We start from the raw sequence: 219 nt of genomic DNA, 5'->3' as shown, positions 1-219 counted from the left end.
CAATCCCCTTCTTCGCTTCAGCGGCGCTCTGCACGGCGACGAGCCCAAGTACATTCGGTATTGCGAGAATTTCTATCAGGGGCTGGGCTTCGACATCTCGAAGAAGCGCTTGCTCGAGGAATTCGACGTGGGCGGCGAATCGCCCCATGTGTTCAACAACTTTCGCCAACTTCTTCGTGCGGTGCCGGAAGAGATCAGTCTCCTGGCGTCGCCCGCCAG

General features: G+C 58.4%; 1 protein-coding gene. It reads left to right on the top strand.

Translation table 11 applies throughout. The annotated features are described in order from the left end of the window. Nucleotides 1-219: hypothetical protein (locus NE623_RS14670; RefSeq protein WP_256276180.1), on the top strand; the 219-nt coding region annotated here is incomplete at both ends.

Source organism: Gemmiger formicilis (assembly GCF_024462815.1).
Classification (GTDB): Bacteria; Bacillota; Clostridia; order Oscillospirales; family Ruminococcaceae; genus Gemmiger.
Note: the sequence above shows the minus strand (reverse complement) of the source record. Positions and strands in the feature narration are given on the sequence as shown.